Annotated in this window: 23 protein-coding genes; 7 read left to right on the top strand and 16 right to left on the bottom strand. The window is 65.6% G+C overall.

The genetic code is table 11. From position 1 onward, the window contains the following. A partial coding sequence (locus G3O06_RS24535) for an MFS transporter (protein ID WP_205817777.1) occupies positions 1-547 on the bottom strand: 547 nt, incomplete at its 3' end. Positions 548-735: 188 nt separating this feature from the next. Here G3O06_RS24535 and G3O06_RS24530 point away from each other — a divergent pair. Beyond that, a complete protein-coding gene (locus tag G3O06_RS24530) occupies positions 736-1,650 on the top strand; it encodes a LysR family transcriptional regulator (RefSeq protein ID WP_205817776.1) in 915 nt (304 codons plus the stop codon). Positions 1,651-1,746: 96 nt separating this feature from the next. Here G3O06_RS24530 and G3O06_RS24525 read toward each other — a convergent pair whose 3' ends face one another. From G3O06_RS24525 to G3O06_RS24505, 5 genes are all read right to left on the bottom strand, one after another. Continuing rightward, on the bottom strand, positions 1,747-3,279 hold the full coding sequence (locus G3O06_RS24525; protein WP_174970804.1) for an amino acid permease: 1,533 nt from the start codon (positions 3,277-3,279) through the stop codon (positions 1,747-1,749). Between the two features lie 103 nt (positions 3,280-3,382). Then, positions 3,383-3,847 carry an Lrp/AsnC family transcriptional regulator gene (locus G3O06_RS24520; protein ID WP_011355736.1) on the bottom strand — a complete coding sequence of 155 codons (465 nt, stop codon included), beginning with the start codon at positions 3,845-3,847 and terminating at the stop codon, positions 3,383-3,385. Positions 3,848-3,945: 98 nt separating this feature from the next. Further along, a complete protein-coding gene (locus G3O06_RS24515; protein ID WP_174911314.1) occupies positions 3,946-4,704 on the bottom strand; it encodes an arginine deiminase family protein in 759 nt (252 codons plus the stop codon). A gap of 209 nt (positions 4,705-4,913) precedes the next feature. Continuing rightward, on the bottom strand, positions 4,914-6,164 hold the full coding sequence (locus G3O06_RS24510) for a DUF1479 domain-containing protein (protein ID WP_205817775.1): 1,251 nt from the start codon (positions 6,162-6,164) through the stop codon (positions 4,914-4,916). A gap of 110 nt (positions 6,165-6,274) precedes the next feature. Continuing rightward, positions 6,275-6,664, bottom strand: coding sequence for a VOC family protein (locus G3O06_RS24505; RefSeq protein ID WP_205817774.1), 390 nt, complete (start codon positions 6,662-6,664; stop codon positions 6,275-6,277). Between the two features lie 72 nt (positions 6,665-6,736). Here G3O06_RS24505 and G3O06_RS24500 point away from each other — a divergent pair, with 72 nt between their 5' ends. Then, the gene (locus tag G3O06_RS24500) at positions 6,737-7,714 is read left to right on the top strand and encodes an AraC family transcriptional regulator (RefSeq protein WP_205817773.1); all 978 of its coding nucleotides are present in this window, start codon (positions 6,737-6,739) and stop codon (positions 7,712-7,714) included. A 90-nt stretch (positions 7,715-7,804) separates the two neighbouring features. Here the strand turns inward: G3O06_RS24500 and gltA are convergent, their stop codons facing one another. The 7 genes from gltA to G3O06_RS24465 form a co-directional block, all read right to left on the bottom strand. Continuing rightward, a complete protein-coding gene (gene gltA, locus G3O06_RS24495; RefSeq protein ID WP_174911326.1) occupies positions 7,805-9,106 on the bottom strand; it encodes a citrate synthase in 1,302 nt (433 codons plus the stop codon). Between the two features lie 53 nt (positions 9,107-9,159). Then, positions 9,160-9,432 (bottom strand): succinate dehydrogenase assembly factor 2, encoded by a 273-nt coding sequence (locus G3O06_RS24490; protein ID WP_011355742.1) that lies wholly within the window; start codon positions 9,430-9,432, stop codon positions 9,160-9,162. Positions 9,433-9,439: 7 nt separating this feature from the next. Then, on the bottom strand, positions 9,440-10,141 hold the full coding sequence (locus tag G3O06_RS24485; RefSeq protein WP_011355743.1) for a succinate dehydrogenase iron-sulfur subunit: 702 nt from the start codon (positions 10,139-10,141) through the stop codon (positions 9,440-9,442). Positions 10,142-10,162: 21 nt separating this feature from the next. Then, the gene (gene sdhA, locus G3O06_RS24480) at positions 10,163-11,941 is read right to left on the bottom strand and encodes a succinate dehydrogenase flavoprotein subunit (protein WP_174911329.1); all 1,779 of its coding nucleotides are present in this window, start codon (positions 11,939-11,941) and stop codon (positions 10,163-10,165) included. A gap of 3 nt (positions 11,942-11,944) precedes the next feature. After that, entirely contained in the window at positions 11,945-12,313 is a 369-nt protein-coding gene (gene sdhD, locus G3O06_RS24475; RefSeq protein WP_011355745.1) for a succinate dehydrogenase, hydrophobic membrane anchor protein, read from the bottom strand. Positions 12,314-12,317: 4 nt separating this feature from the next. Next, positions 12,318-12,734, bottom strand: a complete 417-nt coding sequence (gene sdhC, locus G3O06_RS24470; protein ID WP_034185792.1) for a succinate dehydrogenase, cytochrome b556 subunit — start codon at positions 12,732-12,734, stop codon at positions 12,318-12,320. Positions 12,735-12,904: 170 nt separating this feature from the next. Further along, positions 12,905-13,729, bottom strand: a complete 825-nt coding sequence (locus tag G3O06_RS24465; protein ID WP_205817779.1) for a GntR family transcriptional regulator — start codon at positions 13,727-13,729, stop codon at positions 12,905-12,907. Between the two features lie 289 nt (positions 13,730-14,018). Between G3O06_RS24465 and G3O06_RS24460 the strand changes: the two genes are divergently transcribed. The 5 genes from G3O06_RS24460 to acnA all read left to right on the top strand — a co-directional run bounded on the left by G3O06_RS24460 (position 14,019) and on the right by acnA (position 21,187). Continuing rightward, a complete protein-coding gene (locus G3O06_RS24460; RefSeq protein ID WP_011355748.1) occupies positions 14,019-15,005 on the top strand; it encodes a malate dehydrogenase in 987 nt (328 codons plus the stop codon). A 184-nt stretch (positions 15,006-15,189) separates the two neighbouring features. Continuing rightward, complete coding sequence (locus tag G3O06_RS24455; RefSeq protein WP_174971000.1) at positions 15,190-16,197, top strand: aldolase/citrate lyase family protein; 1,008 nt, start codon at positions 15,190-15,192, stop codon at positions 16,195-16,197. A gap of 230 nt (positions 16,198-16,427) precedes the next feature. After that, complete coding sequence (locus G3O06_RS24450; protein WP_174911335.1) at positions 16,428-16,943, top strand: hypothetical protein; 516 nt, start codon at positions 16,428-16,430, stop codon at positions 16,941-16,943. 22 nt (positions 16,944-16,965) lie between these two features. Beyond that, a complete protein-coding gene (locus G3O06_RS24445) occupies positions 16,966-18,417 on the top strand; it encodes a bifunctional 2-methylcitrate dehydratase/aconitate hydratase (RefSeq protein WP_205817772.1) in 1,452 nt (483 codons plus the stop codon). A gap of 52 nt (positions 18,418-18,469) precedes the next feature. Beyond that, complete coding sequence (gene acnA / locus G3O06_RS24440) at positions 18,470-21,187, top strand: aconitate hydratase AcnA (protein ID WP_174970791.1); 2,718 nt, start codon at positions 18,470-18,472, stop codon at positions 21,185-21,187. 122 nt (positions 21,188-21,309) lie between these two features. On the opposite strand, the gene G3O06_RS24435 is transcribed toward acnA, so the two are convergent. Genes G3O06_RS24435 through G3O06_RS24425 form a run of 3 tightly spaced genes read right to left on the bottom strand, consistent with a single transcriptional unit; the run spans position 21,310 to position 22,498 of the window. Further along, positions 21,310-21,747, bottom strand: a complete 438-nt coding sequence (locus G3O06_RS24435) for a DUF1801 domain-containing protein (RefSeq protein WP_205817771.1) — start codon at positions 21,745-21,747, stop codon at positions 21,310-21,312. After that, positions 21,744-22,175, bottom strand: a complete 432-nt coding sequence (locus G3O06_RS24430; protein ID WP_205817770.1) for an SRPBCC domain-containing protein — start codon at positions 22,173-22,175, stop codon at positions 21,744-21,746. The genes G3O06_RS24435 and G3O06_RS24430 overlap by 4 nt, the downstream gene beginning before the upstream one ends. After that, complete coding sequence (locus G3O06_RS24425) at positions 22,175-22,498, bottom strand: metalloregulator ArsR/SmtB family transcription factor (RefSeq protein WP_041493622.1); 324 nt, start codon at positions 22,496-22,498, stop codon at positions 22,175-22,177. The genes G3O06_RS24430 and G3O06_RS24425 overlap by 1 nt, the downstream gene beginning before the upstream one ends. Between the last annotated feature and the right edge of the window lie 16 nt (positions 22,499-22,514).

Below are 22,514 nucleotides of genomic sequence, written 5' to 3'. Positions count from 1 at the left end.
CCTGCGCGCTCGCGAACGCGAGCGCGCAGGTCGCGGCAGCGATCGGCAACATCGCGAAGAAGATCGCGCGCCACGACCCGCGATCGACGATTGCACCGCCGATCGCAGGCGACAACGCGGGCACGAGCAGCGCGACCATCATCACGACCGACGTGAGCCGCGCCCGCGCCTGCGGCGGATACGCGCGATAGGCCATCGTCTGCCCGACCGGAATCAGCAGCCCGCCGCCGAGCCCCTGGACCAGCCGCCAGGCGAGCAACGCTTTGATCGACGACGACGCGCCGACGCCGGCACTGCCGAGCCCGAACAGCAGCAACGATGCGGCGAACACGCGCCGCTCGCCGCAGCGGCGCGCGAGCCACGTGCCGAACGGAATCACGACGGTCAGGCCAAGTACATACATGTTGCCGACCCACGCAAGCTGCGCGACCGATGCGTGCAATTCGCGCTGCAGTGCCGGATACGCGGCGTTCAGCATGAACATGTTCGCGAGATCGATCGCGAAGCCGAGCAGGTAGACGGCGGCAATTCTGGAGCGGTCTGGCATGGCAGCGGAAACATCACGAAACGCCGCAGTGTAGAAGCCGGCGGCCGCATCGGTAAGCGGCCGGATTCGACGGGTCCCGTCGAATTTTTTTGACAATCCGATCACGCCACGACAACGCACCGCACGCGGCGGCACATTCGGGTACCCTTCGAGCGATCCAACGCATAGACAGGACCCACGCCTCAACCATGGTGAGCCTCGATCGTTTCGCCGTCTTCCGTGCCGTGGTCGAAGCCGGTTCGTTCACGGCCGCCGCAACCGCGCTGAACCAGGCGCGCGCGGCCGTCAGTTTCAACGTGAAGCAACTCGAAGCCGAGCTCGGCGTCACGCTGCTCACGCGGACGACCCGGCGTGTCGAGTTGACCGACGCCGGTGAGCGCTTCTACCAGCGCTGCCTGCGCGTGCTCGACGAAGCCGAAGGCGCGATCGACGAAGTGCGCGGCGAGCACGGCGGGATGCAGGGCATCCTGCGCGTGACGTCGACGGTCGAGTATGCGGCGCGCGTCCTCGCCCCGATGCTGCATGCGTTCACTGAACGACATCCCGCGTTACGCGTGCGGCTCGAAACGCATACGTCTCAGGCCGATCTCGTACGCGACCGCTTCGACGTCGCGATCCGGCTCGGACGCCACGAGCACTTTCGCGACCTGCCCTATCGCGGCGTCTGCCTCGCCACCTACGACGTGCTCGCCGTGATGGCGCCCGACCTGCCGGCGAAGGCCGGACTCCCGCAACCGGCGTCGCCCGGCGATCTGGCCCGCCTGCCCCAGCTCGGCCACAGCCGGCTCGAGCGGATTGCCGAATGGACGCTCACCGATCGCGCGGGCAACGAACATGCGTTTCGACCGGGCACGAAGCCTCGCGTCGTCGTCGACAATGCATCGGTGTTGGGCGAACTGGCGCGCCAGGGCAGCGGCGTCGCGCTGCTGCCCGAATGGCTCGTGCGTGACGATCTCGACAGCGGCGTACTGGTCGATGCACTGCCCGCGTACCGGTTTCCGCAGCAGAACGTCTATGCGCTGTACGTCGCGACGCGGCACGTGCCGCAGAAAGTGCGCGCGTGGGTGGATTTCATGAAGGCGCGGTTGCAGCAGGTGCACTGAGCGCGGCTCGCGTGCGTCGCCGCGCGCAGGCCGCCGCATCGGAGCCGGCCGTGCGATACAACCGGCTCCCGTTACCGCACTTTCAGTGCCGGGCAGTCAGTGCGGCTGCCCGTGCTGCGAGGCCGTCGCATCGACGGCCTCGACCGAGCGCGTCAGCCAGGGCCCGATGTCCATCTCCTCGTAGCGCACGAGCCGGCTCTTGCGCGCGCGGCGATACGCCCACCAGATCGCGACGAACAGCGGAATCCACACGTAGATCGACAGCACTTCCATCCAGTCGATGCGGGCCGCGAAGAACGCCTGGTAATCCTGCCCGAGCGAGATCACGATGCAGATCGCGATCGCGAACAGCGGCCCGAACGGAAACCATTTCGCGCGGTACGGCAGTTGATCCAGCCGGTAGCCCTGCTTCAGGAACCCCTTGCGGAACCGGTAATGGCAGACCGCGATGCCGAGCCACGCGATGAAGCCCGTGATGCCGACCGTATTCAGCAGCCACAGATAGATGCCCTGGTTGTTGGTCAGCGACGTGAGAAAGCACAGCCCGCCGACGGCCATCGTCGCGTACAGCGCATTGCGCGGCACGCCGCCCGGCGACAGCGTCGCGAACATCGCCGGCGCGCGCCCTTCCGACGCGAGGTTGTACAGCATCCGCGTCGCCGCGTAGGTGCCGGAATTGCCGGCCGACAGCACGGCCGTCAGGATCACGAGATTCATTGCGCCGGCCGCGAGGCGGAAACCCGCGTGGCTGAATACCAGCGTGAACGGGCTCACGCCGATGTCGGTCACGTCGCTCTTCAGCAGGTTCGGGTCGGTGTACGGCACCAGCAGGCCGATCACGAAGATCGCGAACACGTAGAACAGCATGATCCGCCAGAAGATCTGCTTCACCGCGCGCGGGATCGTCTTGCGCGGGTTTTCCGATTCGCCAGCGGTGATCCCGACCAGCTCGGTGCCGAGAAACGAGAAGCCCGCGATCAGCGCGACGCTCATCATCGCGTGCACGCCGCCGACGAACGGCGCGTCGCCCGTCGTGAAGTTGCGCAAGCCGACCGGATGCCCGTTCCCGATCAGGCCGGCGGCGATCAGCAGCCCGGCCGCGATGAACGCGACCACGGTGACGACCTTGATCAGCGAGAACCAGTATTCCGATTCGCCGAAGCCGCGCACCGACAGCGTGTTCAGCAGGAAGATCAGCACGAGGAAGCCCGCGCCCCACCAGATGCCGGGCACGGTCGGAAACCAGTAGCGCATCACGATCTGCGCCGCGACCAGTTCGATCGCGATCGTCACGGCCCAGCTGTACCAGTAGGTCCAGCCGAGCGCGACGCCGAATCCTTCGTCGACGTACTTCTCGCCGTAGATCGCAAACGAGCCCGATACCGGCATCAGCGCGGCCATTTCGCCAAGGCCCGTGACGACGAAGTACACCATCAATCCGATCGCGATGTACGCGGCGATCGCACCGCCCGGCCCCGCCTGCGCGACCGACGCGCCCGACGCAACGAACAGCCCCGTGCCGATCGAGCCGCCGATCGCGATCATCGCGATGTGGCGGCCCTGCAGACGGCGCTTCAGCGTCGTTCCGGACGGCGCGGCCGTCTCCGCTGCCGCTTGCAAAGCATCCATAGTGTTCACCCTGGTTGTGATTCGAGTCTGACAATTTGATTCGGAATGCAAATCGTCAGGCCCGGTCATTCGCGTCGAATCCGGCCCTTCCCGGCCGGCCGCATCACACGACGCTGCGCTTGATCGCCTGCAGTTCGGCCGTCGTCACGATCTTCTCGATCCGGAACCGCGGGCTTTCCAGCCACACGTTCGCGATCCGCCGGTACTCGTCGAGATCCTCGCACGCGAGCCGCACGAGAAAATCGAACGTGCCGCTGACGAGCCAGCAATCGAGCACGGCCGGATTCGCACGCATTTCGTCCTCGAACGGTGCCTGCGAACGCCCGTGGTCGGCCAGCGTGATCTGCGCGATCACGACGATCGGCTTGGTCGCGCGCGGCGCCTTGATCACCGCGCGGTACCCTTCGATCACGCCGAGCGCCTCGAGCCGCTCCACGCGCGCCTGGCACGGCCGCGGCGTGAGGTTCACGAGCTCCGACAGCTTCCGGTAGGAAATCCGCCCGTCGGTGCGCAGGATGTCGAGGATCCGGAGATCAATCTTGTCGAGCTGCATCTTCTTGTCGGTCATCCGCGTTCGCTCCGGTCGGGTCGTGGCTGGTGCGCGGAACGTCTGCTGTTCCGCGCGGGGGCCACATTATCCGGCCGAAGCGGCCGCGCGCCAATCGGCTAGAACCGCAGCGACAGGCAGGTCAGGCCGCCGTCCATCTTGCGGAACTCGCTCGTGTCGATCACGTGCAGCGGCAGCCCGAGCGACGCGATCGCGTCATGCACGCGCGGGTAGCCGGCCGGCGTGATCAGCGTGCCGTTCACCCGCAGCGTGTTGCCCGCGTATTCGTCGGCGGCCGAAATCGCGATCCGGCGATAGTCGGTGAAGGCCGGATGCGCGGCCAGCGCTTCGGTCACGAGCAGCGTGTCGTCGCCGAGCGCGTTGACGACCGACTTGAGATGCAGGCCGGCGCCCACCGGCACCGCGACAACCGAATAGCCGTAGCGCGACACCAGCGATTCGAACGCGGCGATGCCTTCGGCGTCGGTACGGCCCGTCAGGCCGATGTAGAAGCGCTTGCCGACCTGCATCACGTCGCCGCCGTCGAGACGGCCTTCCTGCATCGGCAGCAGGTCGCGATGTGCGGCCAGCGCCGCTTCGATGTGCACCGTCTCGCCGCGCCGCGCGGGCGCCCCGGGGCGCGTGATCACCGCGAATTCCGGCGTCACGACCGCGGTGTCCTCGACGAAGTGTGAATCGGGGAACGCCTCCAGCGGCGGCAGTTCGGTCAGCTCGACGCCGAGCGTGCGCAGCGCGTCGCAGTATGCGTGGAACTGGGTGAGCGTCTTGTCGTAGTCCGGCGCGCCGAGTTCGGCGGTGGTCAGGCCCGCGCCACAGGACGGCGCGGGGCGGCGAACGATCGCTTGCGTGAATTGCATCGACTCCTCCATGGTCAGCGCCACACCCGTGCGGCACACGGGGCGGCTGCGTTGTGTCCGGACCATTATCGGAAGCCAAATTGCGCAATTCGCGTCGATTTCGACTGCGCCGACAGCCGATTGCGTCGAATTGCGCGCGGCACGCAGCGGATTCGGCAGACGGCCGTTCACCGCCTGGCAAACGGCTGCTTGCGCGTGCGGCGCACCTGCTACACGCCCGGCCCGAACCCCATCTGAGAACGGCCAAGCGCCGTGAGATCGCCCTCCCCGCCGCGCCCGTCGAATTCGACCTCGAAGTGATCGGCCGGGAAATCGGGCGGGCTCTCGCCGCGCACGAACGCAGCCCGCTGGCGCTGCAGGTACGCGTCGTTCTTCGCGCAACAAGGCGCGGCCGCGATGTACATCACGTTGCTGTCGCCGCTGCCGCGGTGCGCATCCTCGACCGCGTGCACGACGTCGCCGTGCCAGAACACCGCGTCGCCCGGCTCCATGTGCGGGATCGGCACCAGCGCGTCGAGCAGCAGCGCATGCCATTCGGGCCGAATCGACAGCGCGCGGCCCGGACGCGCGCCGCACAGGTCGTCATCGGCGACATCATCCTGCAGCGCGCGCAGCACGACATAGGCCATCGCGTTCGCGACCGGAATCAACTGCAGCGTGCCGTCGCCGGGCCCCTGCGGCGTGAGCGCGGTCCAGCCCTGGAACGTGCGGAACATCGAGCACACGGCCGGCGACGGAATCTCCTCGACGTCCGGACGGAACGCCGCATCGAACGGGTCGTAATCGCGCCAGCGACCGGCCAGCACGTGACGGTAGACCTGGCGGAAATTCGCGCCGAGCCAGCGTTCGACGGAGCCGCCGTCGACATGCGGTGACAGCCCGAGCGACGTCGAGCCGGGCGGGCGGCGACGAATCCGGTCGGCATAGGCCGGCACCTGATCGGGATCGAAGTGCGTTTGCCCACCGTCCGCGTGCCGCCACAGGCGGTTCAGGAACACGCGCGCCTCGGTCAGTGCCGGCGACTGGCGCGCAGCCACCTGCGGCTTCGACCAGTAGACACCGTAGATCTGCGGCTTGCCCGATGCGAGGTTGCCGAAATAGCGGTCCTCGGCGCGTGCGTGCAGCCGGTCGGCGAAGCGGTTCGCGTCCAGGTACGCGCCGATCTCGTCGTTCCAGTCGCGCGCCTGCTGCGCATCGAATACGCCGCGGATCACGACCGCGCCATGCGTGCGGATCGCGGCAACCGCGTGCGGCTCGACGTTCCCGCCCGCGATATCCGCGAACGGCACCACCGGAATGACGTCATGGCCATGCGCATGCGCGCGGCGGATCGTGTCGACCTGCCGCGCGATATCGCCCTCCAGCTCGCGGAACGTGGCCGCATAACCGGGCAGGTCGGCGCGCAGCACCCTTTTCGCGTCGCGAATCGCGGCAGGCAGGTCGTCAATCGTCAGTTGCATCGTGGTCTCCTCGCTGACAGGTGTCGTGATGTGCTGTCAGCATACGGCCGGTGCGCGACCGCCTTCGCCACTATCCGGCCAACAATCGATACAATCCTGACAACCGTGCGTCACGCCGGACGATGGCAGACCACGCACAGCTTGTTGCCGTCCGGGTCACGGAAATACGCGCCGTAGTAGTCGCGGTGATAGTCCGGCCGCAGGCCCGGCGGCCCTTCGCAAGTACCGCCGTGGCGCAGCGCGAGCGCGTGGCAGCGATCGACGTGCGTGCGTGTCGGCGCATCGAACGCGATCGTGTGGCCATTGCCCGGTTCGGGCGCGCGGCCGTCGAGCGGTTGGCCGAAGAAGAACAGCGGCCGGTCGGCGTCGGCCGGCATCCAGCCCGACCAGCCGTCCGGCTCGCGGAATTTCAGGCGCAGCCCGAGTTCCGCGAACAGCGGCGCGTAGAAATCGTAGGCGCGCGCGGTGTCGGTCACACCCACGCAAACATGTGAAAACATGGCATCGCTCCGTTGTGACGATCGCTCACGATCATGCCACGGCGCGATGCCCGCCCTCACCCGGAGGCCGCGATGAAGCCGCAGTACGAGCACGTGACGTTCGCCCCCGGCTGTTCGATCCGTGTCTATCACCGCCAACTCGCCCGCATCCCGTTCGAATGGCATCGCCATCCCGAATACGAACTGACGCTGACGCTCAACAGCCGTGGCCGGCGCTTCATCGGCGACCACGTCGCGCACTACGCGGACGACGACCTGGTGCTCGTGCCGCCCAACCTGCCGCATACCTGGTCGTCGAATTCCCGCATCGATCGCGAGGCGCCCGAAGTCGCGCTCGTCATCTGGTTCGACGGCGACTGGGTGCGGCGGCTGGCCGACTGTTGCCCCGAATACGCGCCGCTGCGCTCGCTGCTGCGGCGAGCCGCACCGGGGCTGCGCTTCGACACGGATGCGGCCCGCGCGATGCGCGCACGGCTCCCGCAATTGCTCGATCCGTCGCCGCGCACACGGCTCGCGGCCGCGCTCGACACCCTCGCCGATCTCTCGGAAGCCGGCGGCGAACCGCTCGCCACCGCGCACGCGTACGACCGTGCCGACGGCACGACACCGCCCGCCGACACGGCCGCACCCGAAGCCGAACGCCTCGACCGTGTGCTCGACGCGATCGACCGGCACTTCCACGAACCGCTGCGCATCGACACGCTCGCCGCCACCGCACACATGTCCGAACGCACGCTGCAGCGCCTGTTCGTCCGGCATCTCGGCGCAAGCGTCGGCCGCTACGTGCAGCGGCTGCGGCTCGCGCACGCGTGCCGTCATCTCGTCGGCACCGACTGGCCGATCGCGACCGTGGCCGCGCGCTGCGGTATTCCGAATGCCGCGAACTTCAATCGCCAGTTCCTTGCCGCACGCGGGATGACGCCCGGCGCATACCGGCAGTTCTTCGTGCAGCACGGGCACGCGCCTGATAACGACGCGCCCGAACTCGACACACGCCCGCCGTCGCTGGAGCACCGCGCCGGCCCGGGCAAACCTCGGCCGCACAAATGAAAACACCCCGACGGGATGACCCGTCGGGGTGTCGTGGCGTTGCGATCGCCCGACGCGAGCGGCCTGCCGGCCGTTCGCGCGGCGCACGACTTAACGTGCGTTGAGCGGCTTCGCTTCGCGCGGCGTATCGCCGATGAACAGCTGACGCGGACGGCCGATCTTCTGTTCCGGATCGCCGATCATTTCGTTCCACTGTGCAATCCAGCCGACCGTACGTGCCATCGCGAAGATACACGTGAACATCGACGTCGGGATGCCCAGCGCGCGCTGGACGATGCCCGAGTAGAAGTCGACGTTCGGGTACAGCTTGCGCGACACGAAGTACTCGTCTTCCAGCGCGATCTTCTCGAGCTGCATCGCGAGCTTGAACAGCGGGTCGTCGTGCAGGCCCAGTTCGTTCAGCACTTCGTAGCACGTTTCGCGCATCAGCTTCGCACGCGGGTCGTAGTTCTTGTACACGCGGTGACCGAAGCCCATCAGCTTCACGCCCGAATTCTTGTCCTTCACCTGCTTGATGAATTCGGGGATGTTGTCCGGCGAACCGATCTGCTCGAGCATGTTCAGCGCGGCTTCGTTCGCACCACCGTGCGCCGGGCCCCACAGACATGCGATACCGGCAGCGATACAGGCGAACGGGTTCGCGCCCGACGAGCCGGCCAGGCGGACGGTCGACGTCGATGCGTTCTGCTCGTGGTCGGCATGCAGGATCAGGATACGGTCGAGTGCGCGGACGAGCACGTCGTTGACCTTGTACTCTTCGCACGGGTTCGAGAACATCATGTGCATGAAGTTCGCGCTGTACGACAGTTCGTTCTTCGGATAGACGAACGGCTGGCCGATGCTGAACTTGTACGCCATCGCGACGAGCGTCGGCAGCTTCGCGATCATGCGGATCGCCGACACTTCACGGTGACGCGGATCGTTGATGTCGAGCGAGTCGTGGTAGAACGCGGACAGCGCGCCGACTGCGGCAACCAGCACCGCCATCGGGTGCGCGTCGCGGCGGAAGCCACGGAAGAAGAAGTGCATCTGCTCGTGCACCATCGTGTGCTTCGTGACGGTGTCGACGAATTCCTTCTTCTGCGCTGCGTTCGGCAGTTCACCCTTCAGCAGCAGGTAGCAGCTTTCGAGGAAGTCCGCGTTTTGCGCGAGGTTGTCGATCGGGTAGCCGCGGTACAGCAGTTCGCCCTTGTCGCCGTCGATGTACGTGATCGCCGAATTACAAGCTGCCGTCGACATGAAGCCCGGGTCGTATGTGAACTTGCCGGTCTGGCCGTACAGCTTGCGGATGTCGATTACGTCCGGGCCCAACGTGCCCTTGTAGATCGGCAGTTCGACGCTCGGCGAATTGTCGCTGAACGATAGCGTGGCTTTAACATCAGACGGAGTCATGGCACATCCTCAATCGAAATAAAGAAACGGGATTCGATAACGGGCGTAACGCGTTACACGTTGCGCAGCATCTCCAACAGCCGGTGAATGTCCGGGCTGTCTAGGTCGCCTTCTGGTTCCTTGCGCGCGAGGAGCAAGTCCATCAGGTCGTTGTCGCTCAGATCGAGCAGGCGCGACAACGCGCCTACGTCTGCATCGGTGAGGTCATGCTCGTATCTGCTGAAGAAACGCTCGAAAATGATGTCGTTCTCCAGCAGACCCCGCCGCGCACGCCAGCGGAGGCGTGCGCGACGGTGCGGGTCGGATTGATGCGAATCGTCGCTCATCTCGACCTTAAACCGCGCGGCGGACCATCAGTTCCTTGATCTTGCCGATCGCCTTCGTCGGGTTCAGGCCCTTCGGGCAAACGTCGACGCAGTTCATGATCGTGTGGCAACGGAACAGACGGTACGGGTCTTCCAGGTTGTCGAGACGCTCGCCGGTGGCCGTGTCGCGGCTATCCGCGATGAAGCGGTAAGCCTGCAGCAGGCCGGCCGGGCCGACGAACTTGTCCGGGTTCCACCAGAAGCTCGGGCACGACGTCGAGCAGCTCGCGCACAGAATGCACTCGTACACGCCGTCGAGCTCGTCGCGCTCTTCCGGCGACTGGAGGCGTTCCTTCTCCGGCGGCGGCGCGTCGTTGATCAGGTACGGCTTGATCGAGTGGTACTGGTTGAAGAAGTGCGTCATGTCGACGATCAGGTCGCGCACGACGGGCAGGCCCGGCAGCGGACGCAGCACGATCTTCTGCGGCAGGTCGTTCAGGTTCGTCAGGCACGCGAGACCGTTCTTGCCGTTGATGTTCATCGCGTCCGAACCGCACACGCCTTCACGGCACGAACGGCGGAACGACAGCGTCTCGTCCACTGCCTTCAGCTTCACCAGTGCGTCGAGCAGCATGCGCTCGTGCTCGAGCTCGAGTTCGTACGTCTGCATGCGCGGCGCTGCGTCCTTGTCCGGATCGTAGCGGTAGACTTCAAAAATGCGTTTTGCCATTTCGGATTCCTTTGACTCGGCTTAGAACGTGCGCGGCTTCGGCGGCACGGATTCGACCGTCAGCGGCTTCATTTGAACCGGCTTGTAGTCGAGGCGATCGCCTTCGCTGTACCACAGCGTGTGGCGCAGCCAGTTTTCGTCGTCGCGGTGTTCGTAGTCGCTGTGTGCGTGTGCGCCGCGGCTTTCCTTGCGCGCTTCCGCCGACACCATCGTGGCGCGGGCCACTTCGATCAGGTTCTCCAGCTCGAGCGCTTCGACGCGCGCGGTGTTGAACACCTTCGACTTGTCTTTCAGGTGGATGTTTTCCACGCGTGCCGCCAGGCCGGCCATCTGCTCGACGCCTTCCTTCAGCAGTGCCGACGTGCGGAACACGCCTGCGTGCTTCTGCATCGTCGCGCGGATGTCGTTCGCGACGTCCTGCGTGTATTCGCCCGAGGTCGACTTGTCGAGCTTCGCCAGGCGTGCCAGCGAGAATTCGCCCGCATCGGCCGGCAGCGGCTTGTGTTCCTTCTGGTTCTTCACGTGCTCGACGATGTGGTTGCCGGCCGCACGGCCGAACACCACGAGGTCCAGCAGCGAGTTCGTGCCGAGGCGGTTCGCGCCGTGCACGGACACGCACGAGCATTCGCCCACTGCGTAGAAGCCGTTGACCGGATCCTTGTGACCGCCGCGCGTCGTGCCGACGACCTGACCGTGGATGTTGGTCGGGATGCCGCCCATCTGGTAGTGGATCGTCGGGACGACCGGGATCGGTTCCTTGATCGCGTCGACGTTCGCGAACTTCAGCGCGATTTCGCGGATCGACGGCAGACGCTTCATGATCGTCTCGGCGCCGATGTGCGACAGGTCGAGCAGCACGTGATCCTTGTTCGGACCCACGCCGCGGCCTTCCTTGATTTCCTGGTCCATCGAACGCGACACGAAGTCACGCGGCGCCAGATCCTTCAGCGTCGGCGCGTAGCGCTCCATGAAACGCTCGCCGTTCGCGTTGCGCAGGATACCGCCTTCGCCGCGCACGCCTTCGGTGATCAGCACGCCCGCGCCGGCCACGCCGGTCGGGTGGAACTGCCAGAACTCCATGTCCTGCAGCGCGATGCCCGAACGCGCAGCCATGCCGAGGCCGTCGCCGGTGTTGATGAACGCGTTGGTCGATGCCGCGAAGATCCGGCCTGCGCCGCCCGTCGCGAACAGCGTGGTCTTGCCTTCCATGATGTAGACGTCACCCGTCTCCATCTCGAGGGCCGTCACGCCCAGCACGTCGCCTTCCGCGTCGCGGATCAGGTCGAGCGCCATCCATTCGACGAAGAACTGCGTCTTCGCTTCGACGTTCTGCTGGTACAGCGTGTGCAGCAGCGCGTGACCGGTACGGTCGGCGGCCGCGCATGCGCGCTGGACCGGCTTCTCGCCGTAGTTCGCGGTGTGGCCGCCGAACGGGCGCTGGTAGATCGTGCCGTCCGCGTTACGGTCGAACGGCATGCCGAAGTGCTCGAGTTCGTACACGACGTTCGGCGCTTCACGGCACATGAATTCGATCGCGTCCTGGTCGCCGAGCCAGTCGGAGCCCTTGATCGTGTCGTAGAAGTGGAAGTGCCAGTTGTCTTCGCTCATGTTGCCGAGCGACGCACCGATACCGCCCTGCGCGGCCACCGTGTGCGAACGGGTCGGGAACACCTTCGACAGCACGCCGACCGACAGGCCCGCGCGCGACAGTTGCAGCGCTGCGCGCAAGCCGGAGCCGCCCGCGCCGACGATCACCACGTCGAACTTGCGACGCGGGAGGTTAGTTTTGATTGCAGCCATTCTTTACACTCTCCAGAGAATCTGCGCGGCGTAGCCCGCACATGCGAGCAGCCAGACGATGGTCAGCGATTGCAGCAGCAGGCGCACACCGACGGGCTTCACGTAGTCCATCCAGATGTCGCGCACGCCGACCCATGCGTGGTAGAAGAGGGAAAGCAGCATCACGAAGGTTGCGAGCTTCATCCATTGTGCGGCGAAGATCGATGCCCAGCCTTCGTACGAGAAATCGTGCGCGCCGAAGAACAGGACGAGCAGAATGACCGTGTAGACCGCCATGATCGTGGCGGTGATGCGCTGCGCAAGCCAGTCGCGCAGGCCGTAGTGAGCGCCGACGACGAGGCGCTTCGAGCCGATTCGGTTATTGGCTGCCATTTTCTTAGAATGCTCCGAACAGTTTGAGTGCCATGGCGATCGTCAGGGCGATCGAGACGACAAAGACGACGACTGCCGTCCGCTTGCCGCCTTCCTTCGTGACGGCGTCGTGGTTGACGTCCATCAGCAGGTGGCGAATGCCGGCGCAGAAATGGTGGAAGAAGGCCCACGACAGTGCGAGGACGATCAGCTTGACGATGATGTTGGAGAGGAAAGCCTTGAAGACTTCGAAGCTGAGCTCGGACGTGAGGCTCTGGTCGAAGAGGAACAGCAGGAACGGCAGGAACAAGAACAGCAGCGCGCCGCTGACTCGATGGAGAATCGACAATATCGCTGCCAGCGGCATGCGATATTTCATCGTGATATCGCCGAATCCGATGTTCCGGTATTCCGGCCTCGGCTTTCTTACTGCATCAGTCATGCTAGACCCCTACTATGTTGTCACACCAATCCGCGATTTTAGCGCCTTTTTATATCGCGCTGCAGCGAAAGTCTGCTCTGGATAGTTGCGCGAACAAGAACAAAGGCGGCCCGAAACGTGCTTCGCGAACGTGGGGAACGCGAACGCACTCGGCTTGAGCCGATACACCGTCAACTCAAGTCATTCTGATAGTAGTACCCGGTTGTGACATACCAGCCGCGACGCACTTCCACCGGCCGGTCTCCGTATGTATAGGACACGCGCTCGACCGACAGCAATGGGAAACCCGCCGGCACGTGCAGCAGGTCGGCTACCGCCGGTTCCGCCGCGACCGCGCGGATCTTCTCCGTCGCGCGGATCATCCGCGTGCCGAACTCCGTCTCGAACATCGCGTAGAGCGGCCCCTTGTACTCGCTCAGCCGCTCGAACGTGAGCCCGCGGAACATCGCGCCCGGCAGCCAGATCTCGTCGAGCACCGTCACTTCGTTCTCGAACTCCAGCAGGCGGCGCACCTGCACGACGGGATCGGCCGGCTTCAGGTCGAGCTGCCGCGCGATCTCGGCCGGCGCGCGCAGGCGACGGCATTCGAGCAGGCGGCTCACGTGCGGATGCTCGGCACCGTCGTCGGCCAGCAGCCGCAGGAAGCGGAACTGCGCGCGATCCTCATTGTGCGTTGCAACAAAAGTACCCTTGCCCTGCCGCCGGACCACGAGGTTTTCGGCGGCCAGCTCGTCGATCGCCTTGCGGACGGTGCCCTGGCTGACCTTGTAGCGGGCCGCGAGCTCCACCTCGCTCGGGATGATCTCGCCCGGCTTCCACTCACCGGTTTCGAGACTTTGCGTGATTAATGACTTAATCTGCTGGTATAACGGGCTGAACGTCGGTGACGGAGCAACCGCAGGCGAAGATGCGGGATCGCCCGCGCCCGGCTGCCCTGGGCCGCCTGCGCCGTTCTGATTCGCGGTATTCGCCTGGTTCGATGTCATGGCGCGCATTTCATCACAAACCGCACTTTTTCGTCCACTCAAATTCCGCAAAACATCTGTCTTATATAAGACATATGATACCGTTTGACTTTGCGCGTGACGGCTCCTACACTCCGGGTCGAGCAAGGGTTCGCGGGTGCAAAAGCGCGTCCCCGGCTACGTGCCACGGCCGTCTCCAGGTTCACCGCGTCTGCCATCGCGAGTCCTCCGCCCTGCTTCAATGCAACGCTACGCACAACGCGCATAGAATGGCGTTTTCGCTAGCGTCCAACGCTTCACCCCGTCCTGGAGATTTTCAATGGCTAAGCCCGCAAAGCGCGTTGCCGTCACCGGCGCCGCAGGTCAAATCGCTTACTCCCTGCTGTTCCGCATCGCGAACGGCGACCTGCTCGGCAAGGACCAGCCGGTCATCCTGCAACTGCTCGACCTCCCGCAAGCCCAAGGCGCCGTCAAAGGCGTCGTGATGGAACTCGACGATTGCGCGTTCCCGCTGCTGTCGGGCGTCGTGATCACCGACGATCCGAAGGTCGCATTCAAGGATGCCGACGTCGCACTGCTGGTCGGCGCACGTCCGCGCTCGAAGGGCATGGAGCGCAAGGACCTGCTGTCGGCAAACGCCGAAATCTTCACGGTTCAGGGCGCTGCGCTGAACGAAGTCGCGAGCCGCGACGTGAAGGTGCTGGTCGTCGGCAACCCGGCGAACACGAACGCATACATCGCGATGAAGTCGGCACCGGATCTGCCGAAGAAGAACTTCACGGCCATGCTGCGCCTCGACCACAACCGCGCGCTGTCGCAGCTCGCAGCGAAGTCGGGCAAGCCGGTCGCATCGATCGAGAAGCTCGCCGTGTGGGGCAACCACTCGCCGACGATGTACCCCGACTTCCGCTTCGCGACCGCCGAAGGCGAATCGCTGCTGAAGCTGATCAACGACGACGTGTGGAACCGCGACACGTTCATCCCGACCGTCGGCAAGCGCGGCGCGGCGATCATCGAAGCGCGCGGCCTGTCGTCGGCAGCGTCGGCAGCGAACGCGGCGATCGACCACGTGCGTGACTGGGTCCTCGGCACGAACGGCAAGTGGGTCACGATGGGCATCCCGTCGGACGGCTCGTACGGCATCCCCGAAGACATCATCTACGGCGTGCCGGTCGTTTGCGAAAACGGCGAGTACAAGCGCATCGAAGGCCTGGAAATCGACGCGTTCTCGCGCGAGAAGATGGACGGCACGCTGGCCGAGCTGCTCGAAGAGCGCGATGGCGTCGCCCACCTGCTGAAGAACTAAGCATCACGCGTATCGCCGGGCGGCCCTCGGGCAGCCCGGTTTCGGCCCGGGCCGGCACGCCGCCGGCCCGGCCGACCGATCCGATCCGCGCACGTTTTGCCGCCCCGCGCTTGCCGCGCACCGGCCCAGAACGCGCCCGAATCCGATTTTCTCCACGTTGACCCGCTTCCCTGACGTAGACGAGATGGCCGCGCTCACTCCTGCACAAGTGCTGTACGACGGGGCGTCCCCGCCCGCGATCCTGCCCTGCTGTGATCACTACGCGGGCAGCGAAAAGCTGATGCGCAAGTCGCTCGCGCTACAGGCCGAGCTGGGCCCCGTGTTCGACATCACGCTCGACTGCGAAGACGGCGCGGCCGTCGGCCAGGAAGCCGCGCACGCCGCACTCGTCACCGACCTGCTCGGCAGCGACGAGAACCGCTTCGGCCGCGTCGGCGTCCGCATCCACGACTTTTCCCATCCGCACTGGCGCGACGACGTGCGCATCGTGCTGCGTGCGGCGCGCGCCCCCGCCTACATCACGCTCCCGAAGATCGCGAGTGCCGCCGACGCAGCCGAAATGGCCGCGTTCATCGAAGGCACGCGCCGCGAGCTCGGCATCGCGCAGCCGATTCCCGTCGACGTGCTGGTCGAGACGCACGGCGCGCTCGCGCACGCGGCCGCCCTCGCCGCGCTGCCGACGGTCGGCACGCTGAGCTTCGGGCTGATGGATTTCGTCTCCGCGCACCATGGCGCGATTCCCGATTCCGCGATGCGCTCGCCCGGCCAGTTCGAGCACCCGCTCGTGCGCCGCGCGAAGCTGGAAATCGCCGCGGCCTGCCACGCGCACGGCAAGACACCGTCGCACAACGTGACGACCGAGGTGCGCGACATGAGCGTCGTCGCCGCCGATGCACGCCGCGCGCGCGACGAATTCGCGTTCACGCGGATGTGGAGCATCCACCCCGCGCAGGTCCGCCCGATCGTCGACGCATTCGCGCCGCGTACCGACGAGGTCGAGCTGGCCGCCGAGATCCTGCTGGCCGCGCAGGCCGCCGACTGGGGGCCGACGCGCCACGGTGATACGCTGCACGATCGCGCGAGTTACCGGTATTACTGGTCGGTGCTGCGCCGCGCGCAGGCCACCGGCCAGCCCGTACCGGCCGAGGCCGCGCCGCTGTTCGGGCCGGCCGCCGCGGGCAGCGCGCCGTAAGCGCGCGCCGCCGGCCGATACACGAGTTTCATGCATTCGACGACGCGCGAACCGGATAGAGGTTTGCGAAACGACAAAAAACGTAACGGAGCCTGAAAACCTGATATGTACGTGGCCAAATAGGCGAAAATAGCGGCCGCTGCGCGCTCTCGGGGCGCGTGCAGTTTCAAACCGGCCGGCAGCTTCGATTGCCGGCCCTTGTCAACTGATTATCGAAAGGTTCTGACTCCATGAAGAAACTCCTGATCGCTACCGCCATCGGCGCCTTGTCCGCCACGATGCTGGTGTCGGCTCCGAGCGCGTTTGCCCAGGGTACGACCACGACGACCGCGAAGAAGGCGACGGCCAAGCGCCCGGCGCCGGCCAAGCGCATCATCCCGCGCAGCAAGAAGGCACAGGCGCGTGCCGCAGCCAAGGTCGATACGGCGCCGGAAGGCGCGGTCAAGTGGTCCTGCAAGGAAGGTCTGTCGTTCGACCTCGCCGGCGACATGAAGCGCGACCAGGTCGTCACGGTTCACTGGGCGAAGAAGAACTACAAGCTGCCGCGTCAGGCCACGACGACGGGCGCCGACACGTTCTACGATCCGGCAGCAGGCTTCAAGCTGGTCGTGATCCCGACCAAGGCGATGCTGTTCTCCGACGCGAATGGCGGCGAACGCCTCGCGGACGAATGCGTGACGCCGGAAATGGCCCAAGGCACGCCGGCACCGACGCAGTCGAACGAGCTGAAGCCGGCAACGAACTAAGCGCGTTCCCATCGGCCCCTCGATGTCCGCCCCGGTCTCCAACGTCCGCCCTGCTCCGGATACGGTACTCGTCGATATCGTCGACTACGTGCTGAATGCCGGCATCGACAGCGCGCTCGCGCTGGAGACGGCGCGTCATTGCCTGATCGACACGCTCGGATGCGGACTCGAGGCGCTGTCCTACCCTGCCTGCACCAAGCTGCTCGGCCCCGTCGTGCCCGGTACGATCGTGCCGAACGGCGCAAAGGTGCCCGGCACGTCCTTCCAGCTCGATCCCGTCCAGGCCGCGTTCGGCATCGGCGCGATGATCCGCTGGCTGGACTTCAACGACACCTGGCTCGCCGCCGAATGGGGGCATCCGTCCGACAATCTCGGCGGCATCCTGGCGACGGCCGACTGGCTCTCCCGCACGGCCGTCGCGGCCGGCCGGAAGCCGCTCACGATGCGCGACGTGCTGGTCGCGATGATCCAGGCCCACGAGATCCAGGGCTGCCTTGCCCTCGAGAATTCATTCAATGCGGTCGGGCTCGACCACGTGCTGCTCGTGAAGGTCGCATCGACGGCTGTCGTCGGCCGGCTGCTCGGGCTCACGCGCGACGAGCTGATCAACGCGGTGTCCAACGCGTTCGTCGACGGCCAGGCGCTGCGCACCTACCGTCACGCACCGAACACGGGCTCGCGCAAATCATGGGCGGCCGGCGATGCAACGTCCCGCGCGGTGCGCCTCGCGCTGATCGCGAAAACGGGTGAAATGGGCTACCCGTCCGCGCTCACCGCCAAGACCTGGGGCTTCTACGACGTGCTGTTCGACGGCAAGCCGTTCCGCTTCCAGCGCCCGTACGGCACGTACGTGATGGAAAACGTGCTGTTCAAGATCGCGTTTCCCGCCGAATTTCACGCGCAAACGGCCGCCGAAGCCGCGCTGCAGCTGCACGCGCAGCTCGCCACCGCAGGCCGCACGACCGACGACATCAGCCGGATCACGATCCGCACGCACGCGGCGGCGATCCGCATCATCGACAAGCAGGGCCCGCTCGCCAATCCGGCAGACCGCGACCACTGCATCCAGTACATGGTCGCCGTGCCGCTGCTGTACGGCCGGCTGACCGCGGCCGACTATGAAGATTCGGCCGCTGCCGATCCCCGCATCGACGCGCTGCGCGCGAAGACCGTATGCGTCGAGGATCCGCAGTTCACCAAGGATTACCACGACCCGGACAAGCGCTCGATCGCGAATGCTCTGACGATCGAGTTCACGGACGGGTCGACGCTTGCCGAGGTGGCGGCCGAATACCCGCTCGGCCACCGGCGGCGCCGGGCCGAAGGCGTCCCGCTGCTGGTCGAGAAGTTCAGGACCAACCTTGCCCGCCGCTTTCCGGCCAAGCAGCAACAAGCGATTCTCGACGTGTCGCTGGACCAGGCAAAGCTCGAAGCGATGCCGGTCGATCAGTACGTCGATCTGTATGTGATATAGCCGTCATCTACAGGACACGTTGTTTCCTAGCCTTAAACCCAGGAAAATCACCATGGCCCACAATCTCCACAAGACCCTCAAGGAATTCGACAGCGGTTCCGGCAAAGGCAAGTTCTACTCGCTGCCGCAACTCGGCAAGGAGCTGAAGACGAAGATCGAACGCCTGCCGGTGTCGATCCGTATCGTGCTCGAGTCCGTGCTGCGCAACTACGACGGCAAGAAGATCACCGAGGAGCACATCGAGCAGCTCGCGAACTGGAAGCCGACCGCGAAGCGCGTCGACGAGATTCCGTTCGTGGTGTCGCGCGTCGTGCTGCAGGACTTCACGGGCGTGCCGCTGCTCGCTGACATCGCGGCCATGCGCGGCGTCGCCGAGCGTACGGGCAAGAACCCGAAGAAGATCGAGCCGCTGGTCCCGGTCGATCTCGTCGTCGACCACTCGGTTCAGATCGACTACTTCCGCCAGAAGGACGCGCTCGACCTGAACATGAAACTGGAATTCCAGCGCAATAATGAGCGCTACCAGTTCATGAAGTGGGGCATGCAGGCATTCGACACGTTCAAGGTCGTGCCGCCGGGCGTCGGCATCGTCCACCAGGTGAACCTCGAATACCTCGCGCGCGGCGTCCACAAGAAGGCGGACGGCGGCGACACCGTGTACTACCCGGATACCCTCGTCGGCACCGACAGCCACACGACGATGATCAACGGCATCGGCGTGGTCGGCTGGGGCGTGGGCGGCATCGAGGCTGAAGCCGGCATGCTCGGCCAGCCGGTGTACTTCCTGACGCCGGACGTCGTCGGCGTCGAGCTGAAGGGCAAGCTGCGCGAAGGCGTGACGGCCACCGACCTGGTGCTGACGATCACCGAAATGCTGCGCAAGGAGAAGGTCGTCGGCAAGTTCGTCGAGTTCTTCGGCGAAGGCACGAAGTCGCTGTCGCTGCCGGACCGCGCCACGATCGGCAACATGGCGCCGGAATACGGCGCGACGATGGGCTTCTTCCCGGTCGACGAAAAGACGATCGACTACTTCGAGGGCACGGGCCGCACGAAGGCGGAAATCGCCGCGTTCGAAAACTACTTCAAGGCGCAGAAGCTGTTCGGCATCCCGAAGGCCGGCGACATCGACTACACGAAGGTCGTGACGCTGGATCTCGCGACGGTCGCCCCGTCGCTGGCGGGCCCGAAGCGCCCGCAGGACCGCATCGAGATCGGCAACGTCAAGTCGACGTTCACCGACCTGTTCTCGAAGCCGGTCGCGGAAAACGGCTTCGCGAAGAAGGCGGACGACCTGGCCACGCAATACACGACGAGCAACGGCGTCGACGTGAAGAACGGCGACGTGCTGATCGCCGCGATCACGTCGTGCACGAACACGTCGAACCCGAGCGTGCTGCTGGCCGCCGGCCTGCTCGCGAAGAAGGCCGTCGAAGCCGGCCTCACGGTCGATCCGAAGATCAAGACCTCGCTCGCGCCGGGATCGCGCATCGTCACCGAGTACCTGACGAAGACGGGCTTGCTGCCCTACCTGTCGAAGCTCGGTTTCGAAGTCGCGGCCTACGGCTGCACGACCTGTATCGGCAACGCGGGCGACCTGACGCCGGAGCTGAACGAAGCGATCACGAAGAACGACATCGTCGCGGCAGCCGTGCTGTCGGGCAACCGTAACTTCGAAGCGCGTATCCACCCGAACATCCGTGCGAACTTCCTCGCATCGCCGCCGCTGGTCGTCGCCTACGCGATCGCCGGCAACATCACGCGCGACCTGATGACGGAACCGGTCGGCAAGGGCAAGGGCGGCCGCGACATCTACCTCGGCGACATCTGGCCGACGAGCGAAGAAATCCACGCGCTGCTCAAGTTCGCGCTCGATCCGAAGAAGTTCGAGGACAACTACTCGAAGCTGACCAAGAAGGGCGACCTCTGGAGCAAGATCGAGGGCGAATCGGGCCAGGTCTACGACTGGCCGAAGTCGACGTACATCGCCGAGCCGCCGTTCTTCGGCAACGACTTCTCGATGGAACCGGCTGCATCGATCCCGACGGTCAAGGGCGCACGCGCACTCGGCATCTTCGGTGACTCGGTCACGACCGACCACATCAGCCCGGCAGGCTCGATCAAGGAAGACTCGCCGGCAGGCAAGTGGCTGAAAGAAAACGGCGTGCAGAAGGCCGACTTCAACAGCTACGGCTCGCGCCGCGGCAACCACGACGTGATGATGCGCGGCACGTTCGCGAACGTCCGGATCAAGAACCTGATGATCCCGGCGAAAGAAGACGGCTCGCGCGTCGAAGGCGGCCTGACGATCCACCAGCCGAGCGGCGAACAGCAGTCGATCTACGACGCGGCCATGCAATATGTCGGCGCCGATACGCCGACCGTCGTGTTCGCGGGCGAAGAGTACGGCACGGGCTCGTCGCGCGACTGGGCCGCGAAGGGCACGCAACTGCTCGGCGTGAAGGCCGTGATCGCACGCAGCTTCGAGCGCATCCACCGCTCGAACCTGGTCGGCATGGGCGTGCTGCCGCTGCAGTTCAAGGGCTCGGACAGCATCCAGTCGCTCGGCATCACCGGCGACGAAACGTATGACATCGAAGGCCTCGGCGACGACTTCAAGCCGCAGCAGGACGTCACGCTGGTGATCAACCGCAAGAACGGCGAATCGCAGCGCGTGCAGGTGCTGCTGCGCATCGATACGCCGATCGAAGTCGATTACTACAAGCACGGCGGTATCCTGCCGTTCGTGCTGCGCTCGCTGCTCGCAGCGTAAGCGCGCGGCTTTTGCAGGTGCCGCAGCCGCCTCGCGGCGGTTGCGGCCGATTTGGATGCCCGACCTCGTGTCGGGCTTTTTTTTGCCTGCGCACTACGCGGCGTGACCGGTCGTGCGGCGCGTCACGCCGCCTTGTCGGCCCGCGCCTTCGTGCCTGCACCCGCTCGCCGGGTGTTCTTCTTCAGATGCGTGCGGTTGTAGTCGATCGCCGCGCGCACCAGATTCTTCAGCGCCCGCTTGTCGAGCCGGTCGCCTTCGAACAGGTCGATCGCGCGCCGCGCATTGCCGTCGAGGCCGTCGTTGAACAGCTTGTCGGGATCGGGCAGCTGCGCGCCGTGCATGAAGGTCAGCTTTACCTTGCCCTTGTGCGCGTTCGCCACGGCGATCATCCCGTCGCACGACCATACGGGGCTGCCCATCCATTTCCATTCCTCGACGATGCCCGCTTGCGCATCGAGGATCGTCTGGCGCAGGTCGGCGAAGGTCTTGCCGCGCCAGTCGTCGATGCCGGCGATCAGCGCGTCGATGCGCTCCGTCGGCGTGAGCTCCGTCGTGCTCATGCGCGGGCCTCCGTGCCTTCGTCGGGGCGGGCCAGCACCTGCTCGAGCGAATCGAAGAACCGCACCCAGCCGTGCTGCGCACCGCGGTACGCCTGCTCCTGGTCGGTGCGGAAGCCGACCTGCTCCATCCGCAGGTGCGTGCCGGCCGGTGTGGGCGTGAGCGTCCACGTGACGACGCTTTCGAGGCCGTATGCGGCCCACGTATAGGACAACGCGCGCGGCGGCTCGATCGTCAGGACCGTGCAGTCGACCGAGCCCCAGTCGGCGCGGAAGCTGAAGGCGCGGCCCGCGACGGGCTCGAAGTCGCTCTTCATCAACCACGCCTCGATCAGGTGCGGTTGCGTGAGCGCGCGCCAGATCTTCTCCGGCGGATGCGGCAGTTCCCGGTCGATGACGACGGAGCGCGTTTCGGTGGTGGCCTGGTTCATTACTGGTCCATCCTTTTCAGAAGATCTTCGAGGGCATCGAACCGGTTCTGCCAGAAGCCGGCCATCTGGCTCGTCCAGTCGATCAACGGGGCCAGCGCTTGAGGCTGCGCGCTGTAGTGCGTCTGCCGGCCTTCGTGACGGTCGCTCACGAGCCCGGCCTGCTTCAGGACGCCAAGATGCTTCGAGACGGCCGGCTGCGAGACGCCCGCATGGGCCGTCAGTGCGGCAACCGTCAGTTCGCCGTCCGCGCACAGCCGCTCGAAGAGCGCGCGGCGCGTGGGATCGGCAAGCGTCCTGAAAAGCATGTCGTGTGCGTTCTGCATGTCCAAATCCATAACC

This window comes from Burkholderia sp. Ac-20345 (genome assembly GCF_017104825.1).
Taxonomy (GTDB): domain Bacteria; phylum Pseudomonadota; class Gammaproteobacteria; order Burkholderiales; family Burkholderiaceae; genus Burkholderia; species Burkholderia lata_B.
The sequence above is the reverse complement of the archived record's forward strand: the minus strand, read 5'-3'. Positions and strand labels throughout refer to the sequence as shown.